A 17,822-nucleotide genomic window follows, 5' to 3' on the forward strand; every position below is an offset into this window, starting at 1 on the left:
CCGGCTTATGCATACGGAAAGGGCGCCGAGAGGCGCCCTTTTTGTTTTGGAAAGCGGATGGTTAGGCGGCGCTGTCCGCCTGCCGCGCAACCTTGCCTGCAAGCACCGCCTGCTCGACAAGCGCCGCCACCTCGTCGGCCACCACCAGCACCGGGCCACGATCGCGGGTGGCCCTCGCAATCACCATCAGCCCTTCCAGCGAGGATTCGACCAGCAGTGCCAGGGCATGCGCCCGGCGTTCGGGCACTCCTGCCCTGACAAAGGCCTGTCGCAGCAAGCCGATCCATTGCTCGAAAGCCGATCGGCAGAGTTCCGCCAGTTCCGGCACATCGGTGGGTGAATCCAGCACCACCGGCGCGATGGGGCAACCCAGCGAAAAATCATTGTCCTCCAGCATGCGCCCGACCGACTGGTAGATGTGATGGACGGCCACTGCAGGATCGCTCTCGGCTGCCAGTGCTTCGCCCAGCCTTTTCGTGACGTCGGCAACGCTGTTGCGCGTCACCTCGATGACCAGTTGGTCCTTGCCGCCTGGGAAATGAAAATAGAGCGAGCCGCGCGGCGCCCCGCTGGCGCCCAGAATGTCGTTGAGCGAGGTGCCGTGATAGCCGCGCTGCCTGAGCAACAAGCCTGTGGTCTCGAGTATGCGGGTGCGGGTGTCGTTGGCCATGTCAACCTCTGTCAGCAGTGACGCATTATAGGCCTTGCCAAGAATATGACAATCGGTCTATATAATATGTGGATCAGTCTATATACTATTAAGGGGAGTGACATGCGCAGCTACCGTCTCGAAGGGTTTGGTGGAACCGAATCCCTGGCGATGCGCGACGAGGCGCGGACGGAACCGAAACCGCATGAGATCGTGGTGCGAGTCCGCGCCGCCTCGCTCAATCGGCGCGACACGATGATCCTTGGCGGCACCTATCCCTTGCCGGCGCGGCAAGGCATCGTGCCGCTGAGCGACGGAGCCGGTGACGTCGTCGCAATCGGCGATGCCGTCACCCGTTTTGCCGTCGGCGACCGCGTCACCGGCAGCTACTTCGCCCGCTGGATCGATGGCCGCATCAATGCCGGTCTGATCGACCAGCTCGGCTGTACGCTTGACGGCATGCTGACTGAGTTTGCCGTGCTCGACGAACAATGGGCGGCGCGACTGCCCGATCATCTGAGCTGGCACGAAGCGGCGACGCTGACCTGCGCCGGCGTGACGGCCTGGAACGCGGTGACCGGGACCCGGATTCCGAAGCCTGGTCAATGGGTTCTCACCATCGGTTCGGGTGGCGTTTCGCTGTTTGCTCTGCAGTTCGCCAAGTTGCTCGGCTGCCGGGTTGTCGCCATCACATCGCGCGCGGAGAAGGCCGACAGGCTGCGGGCGCTGGGCGCCGACCTCGTTGTCTCCAGCACCGACATACCGGAATGGGGCGGCTGGGCGCGCGAGCAGACAGGCGGCATCGACCTCGTCGTCGAAACCGGCGGCCCGGCCACCTTCGCGCAGTCGCTGATTGCCAGCACGCTTTATGGACACATCGTGCTGCTGACGCTGCAGGACGCCAGTGGCAGATCGATCGAGATGCCGGCAGCGCTTTATCAGCGCAGCCTCGCCACCATCAGCCGCCTGTTCGTCGGCAGCCGCAGCAATCTCGAGGCCATGCTGCGCGCCGTGTCGCAGCATCGCCTCAAGCCCGTTGTCGACAGGGTCTTCCCCTTTGCCGAAGCCCCCGAAGCGTACCGCCACTTCCAGCAGGGCGACGTGTTCGGGAAGGTTGTCATCGACTGCGCCTGACCCAATTGCCCGCTTTTCAACCCCGAACCAGGAGAACGACCATGACCATCCGTGAAGCTTCCGCAGAATGGCAAGGCACGCTGAAGGAAGGCGGCGGCCGTCTGCGGCTTGGCAGCGGCGTCTTCGAAGGCGCCTATTCCTTTCCGTCGCGGTTCGAGAACGGTCCGGGCACCAATCCCGAAGAGCTGATCGGGGCAGCACATGCCGGCTGCTTCTCGATGGCGCTGACCTTCATCCTCGGCCAGGAAGGCCACGTCGCCCGCACCATCCGCACCGTCGCCAAGGTGCATCTCGGCGCGACCGCCGCCGGGCCGACGATCACCCGCATCGAGCTCGAAACGGAGGCGGAGGTCACGGATCTCGCCGAAGACGAGTTCGAACGCCTGGCGCAGTCGGCCAAGGCGACTTGCCTCGTCTCGCGCGCCTTGGCCGGCGTGCCTCAGATCGCCCTAAAGGCCGTGCTGGTCAAAGCCGTCAAAGATCAATGAAACCGGGAGAATATGATGAAACAGGAGCTTATCATGGACGCAGCCGGGAATGATTTGTCCCGGCAGACGGCCGAGATCATGCATCGCTTCAACGATGTGTTCCAGCTGCACGATCCGTCCGCGCTTGCCGAGTTGGTGGCGCAGGATTGCGTTATCGAAAACACCGTGCCGGCGCCGGACGGCGCCCGCCATGCCGGCAAAGAGGCGTGCATTGACCTATGGTCGGCGATCGCTACCCAGCCCGGCACGCGCTTCGACCTCGAGGAAACCTTCGTCGCCGGCGAACGGGCGACGATCCGCTGGCGCTACTTCATGGCCGACGGCAACTCCATCCGCGGCGTCAACCTGATGCGTGTCGCGGACGGGCTGATCGTCGAGGCGATGGGTTACGTCAAGGGATAGAAGCGTTGCCCGATACGGCACTACCGTTCCCAGCCCGGAATCTCGCTCAAGTCGAGTTTCCGGGCCGGTTTTCTGGTCACTGGATGACGCGGTGCAGCTTCACCGTGGTGCTGGGACTGTTCTGGATGGTCTGGAAGATCACGCAATAGCGATCCGTGAGTTCGAGCAGTTGGTCGAGCTGACTTTGGGGAGCGTCGGTGTCGATGTCGAACCGCAAGCGGATTTCCTTGAAGCCCACTGGAACACCCGCAGTCACGCCGAGCGTGCCGCGAAGATCGACGTCACCTTCCGCGGAAACTTCGGCGGACCTGATCGGAATTTCGAGCACGGCCGCCGCCGCGCGCATCGAGACACCGGCGCATGCGATCAGCGCCTCCAGCAGCATGTCGCCGGAGCACAGTTCCTGGCCGCTGCCCCCGGCCATCGGATGGATGCCGGCAAGCGCCAGCCCGCGTCCGGTCTCGACCTGGCAGGTGACGGTGGACGCGTCGGCGACGCCTTTGGCCTTCAAGGTGAGGAACGCGGCCTTCGCATCCCTGCGATAGAGATCCTTGATCGGCTCCTGCGTGGCGCGAAATGTTGCGATTTCCATGAACAATCTCCTGTCTTGAATTGTCGTTGTCAAAAATGGCGAGCAGTGGCCGGGCCCTTATTCCGGCACCGCGATGCCGGAGCCGCCGAGCTCAGCCGGAAAGTCCCTGAGCTTGGGCAGCCCGTCCTTCATCGGCAGCACGGTCTCAGCGTAGTTGACGTGAACCCCAGGCGTGAATTTCACGCCTGGTATCGTTGCCGCATAGACATCGACCAGGCCGAGCGGCGGATGAACGGTCATCAGATGACCACCGCATTTCGTGCAGAACTGGCGATCGCTCATTTCGGTCTTCTCGAACCCGGACAGGAACTCCGCGCCCCCGGTGACCTTGACGTTCTGAGGCTTCCACAGCGTGAATGCGTTCACGGGAGACGCCGACCACGATCGACAAGAACCGCAATGGCAATAGCCCATTGCCTCGGCGGCTCCGTGCACTTCGATTTCCACGGCGCCGCAAAAACACCCGCCCTTATGTACCGTCATGACTTTTGTCCCTGGTTGGTTTCGACAGCACTCAGCGCCCACTCTCGGCAGCGCTTGAGCACCGGTGCAGGTTTAGGAGTTCTGGCCGCGAACTGAATGATACGGCGTCCGCCTCGCTTGACAGCGCGTCCGGAACTCGAAAGGGATGGCTCACCGGCTAGCCGGGTGCGGGACGAAACGGAATGGCCGGGGATGCTCTGTCTGACCTGTTGAGGACGGTACGCCTTACCGGCGCGACGTTTTTTGACATTGAGGGCCACGAGCCGTGGGCCGTCTGCTCGCCGGCGCCATCGTCCATCCGGCCGAAGATCCTGCCCGGTGCGGACCATCTGATCTCCTACCATGTGGTAACGGCCGGTCGCTGCTTCGCGCGCATCGTCGGCCAGGAAGCGATCGCGCTGGAGGCCGGCGAAGTCGTCGTCTTCACCAGGAGCGACCCGCACATTAAGCAATCCGGCGTTGCGCGCCGATCCGCCGACAGCCGACGTTCTCGACATCGCAACAGCCGGCCGGATGCCGGTTTACATCAACTGCGCCGGCGACGGCGCGGCCTCGGCCAGGCTGGTTTGCGGCTATCTCGCCTGTGATGCACAGCCTTTCAATCCACTGCTCGAGGCTTTGCCGTCGGTGATCAAGGCCGGAGATGCCAAAGGCGATGGCGGCTGGCTCAGCCAGTTCATCAACCTGGCTGTCACGGAGGTGGCGCAAAAGCGCGCAGGCAGTGAAACGGTGCTCACCAAACTGAGCGAACTGATGTTTGTCGACGTGTTGCGCCGCTACTTGGAATCGCTGCCGCCACAAACCACGGGATGGCTGGCTGGCCTGCGCGATCCGCACCTGGCGAGGGCACTGGCGCTGATCCACGACCGGCCGGCGCATAACTGGACGGTGGAGGCGCTGGCGAAGGACTCCGCGCTGTCGCGCAGCGTGCTCGCCGAACGCTTCACCAGGCTGGTCGGCATGCCGCCAATGCATTATCTCGCCAAATGGCGCATGCAGATCGCCTCGGAGCTGCTCAGCGCCGGCTCCAGCAACATGGCCAGCATCGCCGCTGAAATCGGCTACGAATCCGAGGCAGCGTTCAGCCGCGCCTTCAAGAAGATGATCGGCCTTCCGCCCTCGGCCTGGCGTCTAGGCATCCGGACCGGATCCGGAACCGACGAAGAGTAGGCCGAGGCCTGGCAGCTCCTGTTCTATCGATCAGCCAGCGCCAGCTTGGCGCCGAGCATGACAAAGGCGCCGGCGAAGGTGCGGCGCATCCAGGTCAGCACCATCGGCCGCGACACGACATGGCTGCGGATCGAGGCGGCAAAGATGCCGTAAGCGACGAAGACGACGAAGGTCAGCAGCATGAAGACGCTCGAGAGCTCCAGCATCTTGGCAAATGCGTTCGGTTCGGTCGTGCTGACGAATTGCGGCAGGAAGGCAAAGAAGAAGATCGACAGCTTCGGGTTCAGGATGTTGATCAGGATGCCGGAGGTGATGACCTTGGCTGCCGAGCGGGGTGCCGCGTTTTCATCGACGCTCAGGCCGCCCTTCTCCTTCAGCGTGTTCCAGGCCATGTAGAGGAGATAGGCGACGCCGAGATATTTCAGCGTCTCGAAGGCGACAGCACTTGTGTGCAGCAGCGCCGCCAGGCCGGTGATGGCGGCGGCCATATGTGGGATGATGCCAAGCGTGCAGCCGAATGCAGCAGTGATCGAGGCGCGCGTGCCTCGCGAAAGCCCGGCGCTCAGCGTGTAGAGAACGCCGGTGCCGGGCGAAGCCACGACGATCAGCGACGTCAACAGGAATTCGATGCTCATGGTTCCTCCAACGCCCTGCCCGTAGTGGAAGCTATCGGGGGATGTGGGATCAGGCAAGGTGGGCGTCGGCTAGATCGTTGGCATCCCGTGCGCCTTGCGCGCCATCAGGCAATCGTCGCCGCCAGGCATGCAGGCGTGGCAGACGTCCGGGCGGATCTCGTAGATGCCGCAGGCCGTGTGCTTGCCGATCTCGCCCGTAAGCGCCGAACAGCGCACGCCCTCGCAGCGCATCCCGGACAGGTCGGCGGACACGAACTTTTCCGGAATCCGGTCAAGTTGCGCATCGTCCTCGGTCGAGAAGCGCGGCCATTCGGCCGAGTAGGAACAGCAGGCGCCGCAGCTCTGGCAATCGAAAACCGGCTGGTCGTCCTGTTTTGACGACCGGATATCCCTGGCGGCCAACGCGACCAGCCCAGGTGCTGCGAGATTGCGATCGGCTTGGTGCGGCAAGGCGCTATTTCTTCTTGCCTGCCTTGCCCTTGGGCGTGGCGGCTGGCGCCTCGAACAGATCGGTTGCCGACGGTTCGGCGGCCTTCGGCGCGGCAGCGGGCTTGGCCTGCTTTGCAGTGGCAGCAGCCGGCGCTGCCGGCTGGTCCTTGGTGGAAAACTTTATGGCCATGTCAGTCCTCGTCGGAAAAGCGGGATGATGGTGCGCGCGGATTGCGCAAGCGGCCGATCAGCGCCGAGACCGCTGTGATGTTCATTTCCTCGGGCGACCAGTTCCTCGCCTCGGCAATGTGGTGCGCCGCCAGTTCGCGATGCGTGCTGCCGCTATAGGCGGCATCCTGGTAGGTCACGCGCTCCTGGGTCCTTTTGTCCTCGCGGACATATTCGACCAGATAGTTCGGGGCTTCGGCACGGCCGCGCACGCCGACGCGCACCTGGGCATCGCCATGCGCGCGCTTGCAGCGCTCGAGCTTTTCCAGCACACGGCGGACATATTCGACCGGCTTGTCCAGGCCCGGGACCATGGACGCTATGGTCGCATCGGCATCGATCGGCGTCGGCGGTACGCGCTTGGTGGCCATCAGCGTTTGCCTGCCCGCTTCGGCAGCGCCGCAAGGACTGCGGCCGCTGCCATGTCGTCGGCTTCCTTTTCCTTGCGCAGTTCGCGCAAGCGCGCGGTCTTGGCTTCGCGCGCCTCGCTGACGGCATCACGCTCGGACAGGATGCGGTTGAGTGACATCGACTGGGTTTGCGTCTTGCTGAACAGCGAGCCGGCCTGGTCGGCGGTCTTGGATTGAGTGGTCAAAACTTTCTCCTGTCGGGAGCCTGGTGCCGATAGAGCGAGAGCGGTCTTCGATTACGACCAAAGCAATACGGCAGCGGGGCAGTATGGGCGGTTCAGATTGCTGGAGCGTCCCTTAGCACGTTCCGGCCGGCGTGCGGCGCACTTTTAGCGGCACGACGCACAAAATGAAAAAGGCCAGGCACCGCCTGACCTTCCATGAAAGCGCCGCGCATCCAGTTGGATGCGCAAGGCGCTCCTTTCAGCCTTTCATCGGTGCCAGTACATCCGTGGTCACCGGAAGGCCGAATTCCTTATCAGGCCGCCTTCAACTGGTCGGCGGACATCTTGCCCGACTTGTTGTCGCGGGTCATCTCGTAGCCAAGCTTCTGGCCCTCGACGATGTCACGCATGCCGGCGCGCTCTACGGCCGAGATGTGGACGAAAACGTCGGCGGAGCCGTCGTCAGGCTGAATAAAACCAAAACCTTTGGTGGCGTTGAACCATTTCACTGTGCCGGTGGCCATGAAGAACCCTTTCCCTGGCAAATATTCGTTCACCATCGTGCGACTGCACAACAGCGTTTTGTCTCGATTTTTGATGGGGAAGTTCGTCAAAGGCGCGCATCATGCGCGGATAACAAAAGTCGGTCAAACAAATATCGACATATTTCTTATAGACTTCTCTTAGCGCCGAGTCAATTTCTGGTTTGGCCGCAGCCCAAATTCAACCTGAGGATGCCTGAGGCATAAGCCTCAACTGACGAGGTGGCGGAGCGCAAGGCGTTCCCAAAAAATATTTCACGCCCCGGAACCAATCGCAAGCCGGCGCATTTCCGTGGTGTCAGCAATTCAGAGAGCAATCTCGGTAATGCTGGCAAAAGGACGCCTCCCGCACATTAAACGGTGCGAGAGGCGTTCTTGTATGTGCCGTTGTCTGACACAATTCCCAAGGGAAAACCGTTTGCACACTTTTCCTTAAACTTACGCTCGCCTACAGGATCGCGCTGATCAGCGGCAGGATCTCGTAGCGGAAACCGCGGCCGGAGCTCGACACCGGATCGCCGTCGGTGACCGCTCTTGCCTCGGCTTCGCTGCCGACACGCAGGATCAGCAGACCCCAAGGGCCGGCCGGGTCGGCGACCGGCCCGGCCAGGATCATGGCGCCCTCGGCAAGCTTGCCGCGCAGATAGTCGGCATGCCGGCCCATCAACTCCCTCTCCTCCTCCGTCAGGGTGAAGGCGAAGTCCGGCCGAGGCGGGATCAGCCGGCAGTGGAAGATTGTTGGCGCGGTAGTCTCACGCGGTCCATCATTGCTGGCCATCGGTCACTCACCGTGATGTCATTAGTGGTCCTATTCGTCCGGGCCGGGTTCCGGCCAAGTCTCCTTCGCTGCTTCCGCATACCAGTGCCGCATCGCCGGCGTTGCCAACACGGCGTCGACGTAGGCGCGCGTGTCGGGCGCGAGCTTGCCGCCATAGGTGTCGAAGCGGGTGACGACAGGTGCATACATGGCATCGGCCGCGGTGAAATGACCGAACAGGAAGGGGCCGCCTTTGCCGTATTGTTCCCGGCACTGGCGCCAGATCGTTTCGATGCGCGCGCGCTGCATTTCGCCTTCGGCGTCGAGCGGCTTGTGGCCCTTCGGCCGGCGCAAATTCATCGGCCAGCCATAGCGCACCTCGCGAAAGCCGGAATGCATCTCGGTCGCCACCGAGCGAGCCAAGGCGCGGGCGCCGATATCCTGCGGCCAAAGTTTTTTCTCCGGAAACAGGTCGGCCAGATATTCAAGGATGGCAAGGGTTTCCCAGACAATCCTGCCATTGTGATTCAACACTGGCACAAGGCCGGTGGGCGAGACTTTCGCCAGAGCGGCAAAAGTCTCGGGCGTGCGCAGGCGCACGAAACCTTCCTCGAACGGGATCTCCAGATGCTTCATCGCCACCCATGGCCTCAGCGACCAGGACGAAAAGCACTTGTTGGCGATGATGAGCGTAAATACAGCCAAGGCGGTCTCCCCAAAATTTCGTCACATTAGTCACACGATACGACGCGGCAAAGCGTTTCGGCGACCATATAAGCGACCAGATGCGACGATGATCGCCGCCCAGGGAACCTAAGCCAAGCCGGCCCGTTTGCCTCCTGCGAATGAATCCCCGGAATCCCAGGAGATGCAAAGATGGTGAACAAGGATCAGGTTGCCGGCGTGGCCAAGCAGGTCAAGGGCTCGGTCAAGGAGGTCGGCGGCAAGGCGACCGGCAACAGGCAGACCCAGGCCGAAGGCACGGCCGACAAGACCGCCGGCAAGGTGCAGAAGGTCTATGGCGACGTGAAGGACAAGATCAAAAAGGCGCTCTGATTCGATCTTGCAGGCAATGAGGAAGGCGGCTCAAGGCCGCCTTTTTCTTGTCAGAGGCTGAGGCTCTTGCTGAAGGCGCTGGTGAACTTGACCCCGCCCCGGTCGCCCGCCGCCTCGCCCAGCACCACGTCCATGCCGTCCCCGGTTACCCTCACCAGCGCGAAGCCACCCATATAGGCAGCCTTCGGCTTGAACAGGTCGAGGCCATCGCTTTTGTAGATCATAGGCACTTCGTGCTGATGGCCATGGAAGATGGCGATGACATTGTAGCCCTTCAGCGCCGCCAGCATCGCCTGGCGGTCGGCCTCGCTCCACCAGTGCGGCGCGCCTGCGCCGTCATCGTCATAGGTGCGCTTGGCCGGGTCCCAGCGCTCGACCGAGAAAGTGTCCCAGCCATAGTGCTGGAACAGGATGACGGGACGGCCATCCGCCGCGTAGGTCGCCAGATCCTGCTTCAGCCACGGCAGGCTGCTCACCGCGCCGTGGCCGGTGTCGCCGGCAAAGCGGTGGGTCTGGACGAGATGCAGGCCGCCCCAGTCCCAGGAATAGCAGTCGGTGTCGACATCGTATTCGGTGGCCGGCACCGGCGGCTTGAAGAACACGCCGGGGCGGTGGTTGACCTCGACATAGTCGCGCAGTTCACGCCGATACCAGTCGACATGGGGCGGCGAGCCGTTCTGGTCGAGATCGTGGTTGCCGAGGCCGACATAGACCGGCATGTGCACGCGGTCCGGGCCGACGCCTTGTTGATAGCGCTGGCTGAACTGCAACAGTTGCGTGCCTTCGCTGGGCTCGGTGATCTGGCCGCCGCCATCGTCGGTGATGTCGCCGCCGACAACGAGGCCGAGCGGCGCATCGATGCGGCTGCCGGCCGAACGCAGGCGGGTTGCAACGCCATCGATCTCGACTGGCCATTGCCGGCCGGCCAAGCCATTGAGGACAGCGACATTGCGCAACAGCGCGGCATCGGTCTTGCCTTCCTCCAGGCAGTTGGGGCTGAGGCCGCTCGACATGCGGCAGGCATGGACATCGGCGATGAACAGAAAGGTGGCGTCGATGGGCTGGATGCGCTTGCCGGTCTGGCCAAGCGCGGCGCGCGGCAGCATGCCAGCCATGGCAAGGCCGGCTGCCTGTGCGAGGAAATTGCGACGGGAGAGGACGAGCTTGCGATTCATGACCTGAAATTCAGCACAGCCGGCGCCCCACCGTCCAGTTGCCAGGAATGGCAGGTCGACACGGCACTGAGGCTCTGGCATTTCTTGGGTCATGCTGGCGCGCAGCAAATACAAGCAGAGGGGAGGATTTCATGAGAGCCGTTTCGATAGGCGTGGTGCTGGCTGGGTTGCTGCCGGCGGCTGCGGTGCATGCCGCCGATTGTGTCGACGCAAAATCGGCCAAGGCCGGCTTCGTTCTGGAAATGCCCGGCGTCCGCAGCGAGTTTCGGCCGGTGGCCGGCGGCATGGTCTCCGTTGCCAACACCTACGAATCGCAATCGCCGCAGACACAGTTCCTGTTTGCCGGCCTGGTCGAAGTGTTTCGCGACAGCGATACCGGACGGGTGGCGACGATCCCGTTTTCCGATCTGCGAAAACTGTTTCCGCTGAAGACGGGAGCCAAGAGCACGATCGAATTCGTCGAGCTGTCGCCGAACAAGCAGCCGAAGAGCACCAAGACGCTGAGCCTGGTCGTCAAGGGCAAGGAGACGTTCAGTGTCGGCGGCTGCAAATACAACGTGCTGGCGGTCACGGAGACCTTCAAGAACGGCGCCGGCGAAACGCTGGACACATTTACCGCGCTTTATGCGCCTGATCTGCAAGCGTCCCTCGCCCGGCGCTACGACGAAGGGACCAGCGCGGAATCGGTGAACGGTTACGAGACGATCAAGCCGCTTTCCAACTAGAACAGCGCAGTTCCGGCCTCAAGGTTTTCCCGGCCGCAGCAGGATCCTGCTACGCCGCTTCGCTCTGCTCGGGAATGGCGGCGTTGAGCTACCCTGAAGTTCGGCCAGGCAATCGCGCAGCACGCTGGCATCCTGTGCCGCCTTGGCCATCGACATGGCGCCGGAATAGGCGGCGATGGCGAGTGCCGCAAAGCGCTCGGGGTCGGTGCCCTGCTCCCTCCCCGACTGCTGGTCGGCTCGCACCTTGTCGGCAACCGCCTGACGCCATCCGGCAAAGATATCGTCCAGAGCGGCGCGGAAATCCGGGTCAGCGAGCGACAGTTCATGCGCCAGATTGTTGAGCGGACAGCCGCGCACGAAGCCTTGCTGCTCAAGCTCGGTCGCCACCGCCTCGAACACCGCGCGCACGCCTTCGCGCGCCGAGCCTGCCGCCCGTACAGGGTTGATCCAGGTTTCATCGAGGGCCGCTGCCACGCGCTCCTCGATCACCGCCAGAGCGAGCGCCTTCTTCGTCGGGAAATGATGATGCAGCGCGCCGCCGCTGACGCCTGCGGTCGTCATCAGCTCGCCAAGGGCGGATGCATGATAGCCACGCGCCTGGAACGACGCTTCGGCGATATCGAGCACCTTGTTGCGCAGCCCTTCGGGATCGTTGGTGCGTTTTCGCGGCGGCCCTTTCGGAGCCCGAGCAATCTCTGCTGACATTTGCCAACGATAGCAGATTGACAAAACAGGACAACCGGTCTGTTTTATAAACCGGATGATCATCCTGTTTTTTGGAGACGACACAATGACCGTACCCCTGAATGCGCCTGCGGCGGCAAAACTGCTCGCTTCGCCTGTCGTCGAGTTGCGGCAGTACACGCTGAAGCCGGGCCGGCGCGAGACGCTGATCGACATCTTCGACAGTCGGTTCATCGAAGGCCAGGAACACGCCGGCATGACCATCATCGGACAGTTCCGCGACCTCGACCGCCCCGACATGTTCGTCTGGCTGCGCGGCTTCGGTGGCATGGAAGCGCGGAAGCAGGCGCTCACCGCCTTCTATGACGGGCCGGTGTGGACGGCGCACCGCGACGCCGCCAATGCGACGATGATCGATTCCGACGATGTACTGCTCTTGAAGCCGGCATGGCCAGGCGCCGGCTTCGATCTGTCAGGCTCGCAGCGAGGCGCCATGCCGGCGGATGGAAAGTTGAGCGCAGACAATGGCTTGACCGGTGTTGTTGTCATCCAGATTCATCATCTGCGGTCTGGCGCCGAAGCCGATTTCGCCGGCAATTTCGAAACGGACGCCGTTCCGGTCCTTATCGGCGCCGGCGGACGGTTGCTTGGCGCCTTCATCACCGAGCACGCTGAAAACAGCTTTCCCCGCCTGCCGGTGCGCTTGAGCGAAAACGTCTTTATCGCGGTGACGGGTTTCGACAGTCCCGAGGCGCATGCCAGTTACGAAGCCGCAGTTGCCGCTTCGCCCCAATGGCAAGCGGCCGATGTGACCTGGCGGACCGAAACCTTGCGCCTGACGCCGACGTCGCAGTCGCTGCTGCGGTAACCGGATCGGCACGCGGCCAACCGAAGTTCATACTGAGCGATAGGCCGGCGGCTTGACCGCCCTCGCCGATCGGCATTGCCTTCGTGACGCGGGCAACAGCGAGAGCATTCGATGCGACTTGGCCTTCAATGAGACTTTCTGGCAAGCGAGCACTGGTGACCGGCGGCTCGGACGGCATCGGCCTGGCGATATCGGAAGCTTTCTTGCGCGAGGGCGCCGACGTGCTGATCGTCGGTCGCGACACCAGCAAGCTCGAGACCGCCCGCGAGACACTTGCGGCGGCGGGCAACGTCGGCACCCAGTCGGCCGATCTCTCGACCTCGTCCGGCATCGATGCCGTGGTCGATCGCGCGAAAGCAACCGGCCCGCTCGACATCCTCGTCAACAATGCCGGCGTCGCTTATCTGGTGCCTTTCGAGACCGTCACCGAGCACCAATTCCAGCAATCCTTCGCGCTCAATGTGACGGCGGCGTTCTTCCTTACCCAGCGGCTGCTGCCGCATCTCGGCGCCAACGCCTCCGTCATCAATATCTCGTCCTACTTCGCCGACAAGATGATCCCGAAGCGGCCGTCGAGCCTGTATTCCTTGTCCAAGGGCGCGCTGAATTCGCTGACCAAGTCGCTGGCCTTCGAGCTTGGTCCGCGCGGCATCAGGGTCAATGCGATTGCGCCCGGCACGGTCGACACCGCCATGCGGCGCAAGTCGATCGACAACCTGCCGGCGGCAGCGCAAGCCGAGCTGAAAACCTATGTCGAGCGCAGCTACCCGCTCGGCCGCATCGGCCAGACCAGCGATCTTGCCGGCATCGCCGTCTATCTCGCCAGCGACGAGGCGGCGTGGACCAGCGGCGGCATTTTCGCGATCGATGGCGGGTATACGGCGGGGTGACCGTTTGGACGGCCCTCGGCCTCGAACAAGCGGAGCACTTGACCAAACTTCCGATACCGCGTCTGTCTGCAGATTGAGCAATGCTTCAGACATTCGTGGTGCCATGCCGTCTATCGATCCACTGATCCTCTTCTACACAACGTTCTTCAGCAAACCCGTCGATATCGCGTCGATACAGTGCGAAATGCCCGGGCGGTGGACACTGGACAAACGACGGATTTCCGAGGCCGCGGCAGTCGTCTTCCATATTCCGAACTTTCGCGAAGTTGGCGATGCCTACAAATACCCTGGTCAATATTGGGTCGCCTGGTCGATGGAATGCGGCCAAAACTACAAGCGACTTGCCGACCCCAAATTCATGCGGCACTTCGATATCATCATGACGCATGAATCCCGGTCCGATGTCTGGGTACCCTACCTTCCGCGTGCGGTGTGGTGGAAAGATGCGCTGGCCAGACCAATCGTGCCGAAAACGGAAGAAGCGCCGGTCGCACTCTTCCAGTCGGCCGGCCTGAATTATAGCGGCCGTGTCGATTTGGCGAACGAACTGGCGCGCCACATCAAGATCGATTCTTATGGCCGATATCGCCACAACCGATCGGTCTCTGGCCCCGATCTGGGCTCGAAGACCAAGATCGAAACCATTGCGCGGCACAAATTCTGCCTGGCCATGGAGAACTCGATCGAGGCCGACTATGTCACCGAGAAAATCTATGACGCGTTCATGGCGGGCACGGTGCCGATCTACCTTGGCGCTCCCAATGTGGACGAGTTCGTTCCGGAGCACTCCTTTATTGACGCCAGTGCCTTCGCCAGCGCCAGCGATCTTGCAGCCTATCTCCAGCACCTGATCGCAACGCCGCAAGACTACGAGGCTTATTTCGACTGGCGCTCAAAGCCATTGCCCGACAATCTCGTCAAACGGGTGCAATCATTGGAAACACCCGCGTTCTGCAGACTGATGAGCGTCGTGCGCCAGCGTCTGGAGGCGCGGACAAGCACGCCTTCCGGACGGCGAACACTTCCGTTCGGCTATAGATCCTATCTCAGGACAAAGCTGCGCCGTTGGAGGAAAAAGGTTCCGAGCTGACGGTCCGCGATCAGGCGCGCTTTCAGCAAAATACGGAGGACAAAGAGCGTCACTTGCGACGTCGAGACGGCTTCGACCTTGCCACCATGCATCTTGGAAAACTCCGAGGCCATGTGGAGGCGCTCCCAGGGTGGACTTGAAATTCTCGCTTCGCGATCCGAAGCTCGATCCGGATGCGATGCCGGATTTTGGACGGAAACTGAACAGAAGGACAAGTGCATAAGCTACCTCATCGCTGCTGTTGCCAGTGAGACGCCGGCACGGATGGTAGTTTGTGTGGCAGCGTCGCTCGTAGGTAGAGTAGGTAGACGTGAATTGCGCATTGCTGATCCTCGGGGAAGTTTGCGTAGAGCAATCCGCCAGCTCGACATGATCTCATCGAGCTAAATCCGCAAGTTTCCGTCCACTTTATGGGATCAAGCCGCACTGAGGAGCAATTTCCTTCACACGAAAGTGGAGGGTGCAGGATTCCGAAGGGCGGCGCTACTGCTTCAACCGATTTACTGCCTGCCGGCCGCAATCTCTGCTTGAAGGCCATTGTGCAACGCGATACGCCGTTGCCGAATTCGATCGTCGGAGAGACAAGTGACCGCTGCCAGGACCAGAACCGAAACCGACACGTTCGGCCCCATCGAGGTTGCCGCCGACCGTTACTGGGGCGCGCAGGCGCAGCGTTCCCTCGGCAATTTCAGGATAGGCTGGGAAAAGCAGCCGGCCTCGATCGTGCGTGCGCTCGGCATCGTCAAGCGAGCGGCGGCGGAAGCCAATATGGAGTTGAAGCGGCTCGATCCGGCAGTCGGCAAGGCGATCATCGAGGCGGCGCAAGAGGTGATCGACGGCAAGCTGAACGATCATTTCCCGCTGGTCGTCTGGCAGACCGGCTCGGGCACGCAGTCCAACATGAACGCCAACGAGGTGATCTCCAACCGGGCCATCGAACTTCTGGGCGGCGTCATGGGCTCGAAGAAGCCGGTGCACCCTAACGACCACGTCAATATGAGCCAGTCGTCGAACGACACCTACCCGACAGCCATGCACATCGCGTGCGCCGAGCGCATCGTGCACGATCTGCTGCCGGCGCTGAAGCATCTGCACGCTGCGCTCGAGGTCAAGACGAAGGCCTTCGCCCACATCATCAAGATCGGCCGCACCCATACGCAGGACGCGACACCCCTCACGCTGGGCCAGGAATTTTCCGGCTACGCCGCGCAGGTGGCCTCTTCGATCAAGCGCATCGAGATGACGCTGCCCGGCCTGCAGGAACTGGCGCAGGGCGGCACCGCCGTCGGCACCGGCCTCAACGCGCCGGTCGGCTTTGCGGAAAAGGTGGCGGCGCGCATCGCCGACATTACCGGCATTGCCTTCGTCACCGCGCCGAACAAGTTCGAGGCGCTCGCCGCGCACGATTCCATGGTGTTCTCGCATGGCGCCATCAACGCGGCGGCCGCCGCCCTCTTCAAGATCGCCAACGACATCCGCTTCCTCGGCTCCGGCCCGCGCTCGGGCCTCGGCGAACTGTCGCTGCCGGAAAACGAGCCGGGTTCCTCGATCATGCCGGGCAAGGTCAACCCGACCCAATGCGAGGCTCTGACGCAGGTCTGCGTGCAGGTGTTCGGCAACAACGCCTCGCTGACCTTCGCCGGCAGCCAGGGCCATTTCGAGCTCAACGTCTACAACCCGCTGATGGCCTACAACTTCCTGCAGTCGGTGCAGTTGTTGGCCGACGCCTCGATCTCCTTCACCGACAATTGCGTCGTCGGCATCGAGGCTCGCGAAGACAACATCAAAGCCGCGCTCGACCGCTCGCTGATGCTGGTGACCGCGCTGGCGCCGACGATCGGGTACGACAATGCCGCCAAGATCGCCAAGACCGCGCACAAGAAGGGCACCACCTTGCGCGAGGAAGCACTGGCCACCGGGCTGGTCAGCGAGGCAGACTACGACCGGCTGGTGCGGCCGGAGGACATGACGCATCCGGGTTAAGCCATTCCAGGGAAAGTGCCTTGCGTTTCCTCGGGAAGCGCGCAGCCCTCTTCTTGGGGATTGCGTCAACTAGAAATCCGAATTTGTGGCGGGACAATTTGCTCCCGCCGCTGCTGGCCGCGACAAGAATTTTGCGTCGGTCGAACGATCCCGAAATGTACGTCCTGTGAACAATGTGTCGCCGGACTGGCGGCTTTGGTGAACAGTCGGCTTGGTCTATCTGACGGGACATCAACCCTTTTCGGAGAGCCACCATGTCCATCAACACTTCCGCTGCCGGCGCCGGCATCGCGTCCAACAGTTCCACCACCATCCTGCTCGGCCGCATCCTGCTCGCCGCCATCTTCCTGCTTTCCGGCTTCGGCAAGCTCACCGCCATTTCGGGCACCGCCGGCTATTTCGGCGCCATGGGCCTGCCGGTGCCGACCGTAACGGCCATTGTCGTCGGCCTGATCGAATTGCTCGGCGGCCTTGCCGTGCTCGTTGGCTTTCAGACCCGCATCGCCGCCTGGGTGCTCGCGGTCTTCACCATCGCCTCGGCCTTTGTCGCCCATACCGGCTGGGCCGACCAGAACCAGATGATCCATTTCCTGAAGAACGTCGCCATCACCGGCGGTTTCCTGCTGCTGGCTTCCTCGGGCCCTGGCGCCTACTCGATCGATGCCAAGCGCGGCTGAGCTTTCCCTTCCCAAGCCTGAAAAAAGCGGCGTGGAATTTTCCACGCCGCTTTTTCGTTGTCTGCCCAAGCGCACGCTCGTCCCATCCCTGCTAGGATCGGTCTCGAAACAGCCGGCGGACAGACAACGGAGATCACCATGCCCCGCGATGCATTGCTTCTGATTTCCCGGCTGCTGCTCGCCGCCCTGCTCGTTCCCTCCGGCTACCACGCGCTCGCCGACATTGCCGGGACGACCGGCTATTTCGCCGGCCTCGGCATGCCATTGCCGACGCTTGCCGCCTGGGGCACCGGGCTGTTCGAGTTGATTGCCGGTCTCTTGATACTGGTCGGCTTTCAGACGCCGGTCGTTGCGATACTTCTTGCCGCTTTCTGCATCGTTGCGGGCTCCATCGGCCACTACGGCCAGGGCGGCGATGACCCGATGCTCACCTTCCTGCACCAGCAGATGCTGATGAAGGATATTGCTATCGCCGGTGGATTCCTGGCGCTAGCCATGGCCGGCGCCGGGGCCTGGTCGATCGACGGGCGCCGCGCCGCGGTCTGATATCGTCAAATATCGTCCCGGTTGAACCATCGATGCCCGAGGCAG

Annotated in this window: 25 protein-coding genes and 1 pseudogene; 13 read left to right on the top strand and 13 right to left on the bottom strand. The window is 62.4% G+C overall.

Going from position 1 to position 17,822, the window contains the following annotated elements; all coding sequences use genetic code 11:
- Nucleotides 1–61: 61 nt before the first annotated feature.
- The gene (locus NKI64_RS21690) at nt 62–670 is read right to left on the bottom strand and encodes a TetR/AcrR family transcriptional regulator (RefSeq protein ID WP_023697706.1); all 609 of its coding nucleotides are present in this window, start codon (nt 668–670) and stop codon (nt 62–64) included.
- 102 nt (nt 671–772) lie between these two features.
- Here NKI64_RS21690 and NKI64_RS21695 point away from each other — a divergent pair, with 102 nt between their 5' ends.
- Genes NKI64_RS21695 through NKI64_RS21705 form a run of 3 tightly spaced genes read left to right on the top strand, consistent with a single transcriptional unit; the run spans nt 773 to nt 2,673 of the window.
- Entirely contained in the window at nt 773–1,783 is a 1,011-nt protein-coding gene (locus NKI64_RS21695; RefSeq protein WP_023689923.1) for a zinc-dependent alcohol dehydrogenase family protein, read from the top strand.
- Between the two features lie 41 nt (nt 1,784–1,824).
- On the top strand, nt 1,825–2,271 hold the full coding sequence (locus tag NKI64_RS21700) for an OsmC family peroxiredoxin (protein WP_352447945.1): 447 nt from the start codon (nt 1,825–1,827) through the stop codon (nt 2,269–2,271).
- A gap of 15 nt (nt 2,272–2,286) precedes the next feature.
- Complete coding sequence (locus tag NKI64_RS21705; protein WP_023752084.1) at nt 2,287–2,673, top strand: nuclear transport factor 2 family protein; 387 nt, start codon at nt 2,287–2,289, stop codon at nt 2,671–2,673.
- A gap of 76 nt (nt 2,674–2,749) precedes the next feature.
- On the opposite strand, the gene NKI64_RS21710 is transcribed toward NKI64_RS21705, so the two are convergent.
- Nucleotides 2,750–3,265: an OsmC family protein gene (locus tag NKI64_RS21710; protein ID WP_023684308.1), complete on the bottom strand. Its 516-nt coding sequence runs from the start codon at nt 3,263–3,265 to the stop codon at nt 2,750–2,752.
- A 57-nt stretch (nt 3,266–3,322) separates the two neighbouring features.
- Nucleotides 3,323–3,748, bottom strand: a complete 426-nt coding sequence (locus NKI64_RS21715; protein ID WP_023715197.1) for a GFA family protein — start codon at nt 3,746–3,748, stop codon at nt 3,323–3,325.
- A gap of 182 nt (nt 3,749–3,930) precedes the next feature.
- On the opposite strand from NKI64_RS21715, the pseudogene NKI64_RS21720 reads away from it, so the two are divergent.
- A pseudogene (locus NKI64_RS21720) lies at nt 3,931–4,474 on the top strand (cupin domain-containing protein); the annotation flags it as partial.
- Between the two features lie 27 nt (nt 4,475–4,501).
- Nucleotides 4,502–4,918 (top strand): helix-turn-helix transcriptional regulator, encoded by a 417-nt coding sequence (locus NKI64_RS21725; RefSeq protein WP_352669976.1) that lies wholly within the window; start codon nt 4,502–4,504, stop codon nt 4,916–4,918.
- A gap of 23 nt (nt 4,919–4,941) precedes the next feature.
- Here NKI64_RS21725 and NKI64_RS21730 read toward each other — a convergent pair whose 3' ends face one another.
- From NKI64_RS21730 to NKI64_RS21765, 8 genes are all read right to left on the bottom strand, one after another.
- On the bottom strand, nt 4,942–5,553 hold the full coding sequence (locus tag NKI64_RS21730) for a LysE family translocator (protein ID WP_352520956.1): 612 nt from the start codon (nt 5,551–5,553) through the stop codon (nt 4,942–4,944).
- A 69-nt stretch (nt 5,554–5,622) separates the two neighbouring features.
- Nucleotides 5,623–5,955 (bottom strand): YkgJ family cysteine cluster protein, encoded by a 333-nt coding sequence (locus NKI64_RS21735; RefSeq protein ID WP_023671506.1) that lies wholly within the window; start codon nt 5,953–5,955, stop codon nt 5,623–5,625.
- Nucleotides 5,956–6,007: 52 nt separating this feature from the next.
- Nucleotides 6,008–6,172: a hypothetical protein gene (locus NKI64_RS21740; RefSeq protein WP_023671505.1), complete on the bottom strand. Its 165-nt coding sequence runs from the start codon at nt 6,170–6,172 to the stop codon at nt 6,008–6,010.
- Between the two features lies 1 nt (nt 6,173).
- Nucleotides 6,174–6,581: a hypothetical protein gene (locus tag NKI64_RS21745; protein ID WP_023814785.1), complete on the bottom strand. Its 408-nt coding sequence runs from the start codon at nt 6,579–6,581 to the stop codon at nt 6,174–6,176.
- Nucleotides 6,581–6,805, bottom strand: a complete 225-nt coding sequence (locus NKI64_RS21750; RefSeq protein WP_023689917.1) for a hypothetical protein — start codon at nt 6,803–6,805, stop codon at nt 6,581–6,583. The genes NKI64_RS21745 and NKI64_RS21750 overlap by 1 nt, the downstream gene beginning before the upstream one ends.
- Before the next feature lie 293 nt (nt 6,806–7,098).
- On the bottom strand, nt 7,099–7,308 hold the full coding sequence (locus NKI64_RS21755; protein ID WP_023671502.1) for a cold-shock protein: 210 nt from the start codon (nt 7,306–7,308) through the stop codon (nt 7,099–7,101).
- Nucleotides 7,309–7,774: 466 nt separating this feature from the next.
- On the bottom strand, nt 7,775–8,104 hold the full coding sequence (locus NKI64_RS21760; RefSeq protein ID WP_050589967.1) for a YciI family protein: 330 nt from the start codon (nt 8,102–8,104) through the stop codon (nt 7,775–7,777).
- A 30-nt stretch (nt 8,105–8,134) separates the two neighbouring features.
- Complete coding sequence (locus NKI64_RS21765) at nt 8,135–8,788, bottom strand: glutathione S-transferase family protein (RefSeq protein WP_352520957.1); 654 nt, start codon at nt 8,786–8,788, stop codon at nt 8,135–8,137.
- A gap of 171 nt (nt 8,789–8,959) precedes the next feature.
- Here NKI64_RS21765 and NKI64_RS21770 point away from each other — a divergent pair, with 171 nt between their 5' ends.
- Nucleotides 8,960–9,139, top strand: coding sequence for a CsbD family protein (locus tag NKI64_RS21770; protein WP_023694693.1), 180 nt, complete (start codon nt 8,960–8,962; stop codon nt 9,137–9,139).
- A 50-nt stretch (nt 9,140–9,189) separates the two neighbouring features.
- On the opposite strand, the gene NKI64_RS21775 is transcribed toward NKI64_RS21770, so the two are convergent.
- Nucleotides 9,190–10,314, bottom strand: coding sequence for a metallophosphoesterase (locus NKI64_RS21775; RefSeq protein ID WP_023700653.1), 1,125 nt, complete (start codon nt 10,312–10,314; stop codon nt 9,190–9,192).
- Nucleotides 10,315–10,445: 131 nt separating this feature from the next.
- On the opposite strand from NKI64_RS21775, the gene NKI64_RS21780 reads away from it, so the two are divergent.
- A complete protein-coding gene (locus NKI64_RS21780) occupies nt 10,446–11,039 on the top strand; it encodes a hypothetical protein (protein WP_023671496.1) in 594 nt (197 codons plus the stop codon).
- Nucleotides 11,040–11,057: 18 nt separating this feature from the next.
- On the opposite strand, the gene NKI64_RS21785 is transcribed toward NKI64_RS21780, so the two are convergent.
- Nucleotides 11,058–11,744 carry a TetR/AcrR family transcriptional regulator gene (locus NKI64_RS21785; protein WP_023755902.1) on the bottom strand — a complete coding sequence of 229 codons (687 nt, stop codon included), beginning with the start codon at nt 11,742–11,744 and terminating at the stop codon, nt 11,058–11,060.
- A gap of 85 nt (nt 11,745–11,829) precedes the next feature.
- On the opposite strand from NKI64_RS21785, the gene NKI64_RS21790 reads away from it, so the two are divergent.
- The 6 genes from NKI64_RS21790 to NKI64_RS21815 all read left to right on the top strand — a co-directional run bounded on the left by NKI64_RS21790 (nt 11,830) and on the right by NKI64_RS21815 (nt 17,777).
- A complete protein-coding gene (locus NKI64_RS21790; RefSeq protein ID WP_031204161.1) occupies nt 11,830–12,591 on the top strand; it encodes an NIPSNAP family protein in 762 nt (253 codons plus the stop codon).
- Nucleotides 12,592–12,719: 128 nt separating this feature from the next.
- Nucleotides 12,720–13,481 carry an SDR family NAD(P)-dependent oxidoreductase gene (locus NKI64_RS21795; protein ID WP_023697718.1) on the top strand — a complete coding sequence of 254 codons (762 nt, stop codon included), beginning with the start codon at nt 12,720–12,722 and terminating at the stop codon, nt 13,479–13,481.
- A gap of 4 nt (nt 13,482–13,485) precedes the next feature.
- A complete protein-coding gene (locus NKI64_RS21800; protein WP_245260232.1) occupies nt 13,486–14,571 on the top strand; it encodes a glycosyltransferase family 10 domain-containing protein in 1,086 nt (361 codons plus the stop codon).
- A 585-nt stretch (nt 14,572–15,156) separates the two neighbouring features.
- Nucleotides 15,157–16,554: a class II fumarate hydratase gene (gene fumC, locus NKI64_RS21805; RefSeq protein WP_023712733.1), complete on the top strand. Its 1,398-nt coding sequence runs from the start codon at nt 15,157–15,159 to the stop codon at nt 16,552–16,554.
- A 254-nt stretch (nt 16,555–16,808) separates the two neighbouring features.
- Nucleotides 16,809–17,231 (top strand): DoxX family protein, encoded by a 423-nt coding sequence (locus NKI64_RS21810; protein ID WP_023694684.1) that lies wholly within the window; start codon nt 16,809–16,811, stop codon nt 17,229–17,231.
- A gap of 138 nt (nt 17,232–17,369) precedes the next feature.
- Nucleotides 17,370–17,777, top strand: a complete 408-nt coding sequence (locus NKI64_RS21815; protein WP_023712732.1) for a DoxX family protein — start codon at nt 17,370–17,372, stop codon at nt 17,775–17,777.
- The last annotated feature ends 45 nt before the right edge of the window (nt 17,778–17,822 follow it).

Source organism: Mesorhizobium sp. M0478 (assembly GCF_040321305.1).
GTDB lineage: Bacteria > Pseudomonadota > Alphaproteobacteria > Rhizobiales > Rhizobiaceae > Mesorhizobium.